General features: G+C 51.1%; 1 protein-coding gene. It reads right to left on the reverse strand.

Features of this window, described 5'->3' with window-relative positions; genetic code table 11:
* Positions 1-196, reverse strand: a 196-nt coding sequence (locus HMPREF3091_RS22630; protein WP_168168176.1) for an Ig-like domain-containing protein, incomplete at its 3' end; no start/stop codon positions are given.
* Between the last annotated feature and the right edge of the window lie 31 nt (positions 197-227).

Raw genomic sequence — 227 nt, forward strand, 5'->3', positions numbered from 1 at the left:
CTGAGTTTTTCACCGCCACATGTGCTTCGCCCTGTGCATCCGTGGTGGTACTTTGTTGGGTGATTGTCGCCGTGGTGCTATCACTGAGGCTCCATGCCACCGCCACGTTAGGCATGAGATTACCGGCACTGTCTTTCACCACAACATGAGCCGTGTCTTCCGTACTATTATCGGCTAGCTGATTATTTATCAACATGCTGACATTTACGCTAGCAACCGGTATCGCT

Origin of the sequence: Hafnia sp. HMSC23F03 (assembly GCF_001816025.1) — a bacterium.
Taxonomy (GTDB): domain Bacteria; phylum Pseudomonadota; class Gammaproteobacteria; order Enterobacterales; family Enterobacteriaceae; genus Hafnia; species Hafnia paralvei.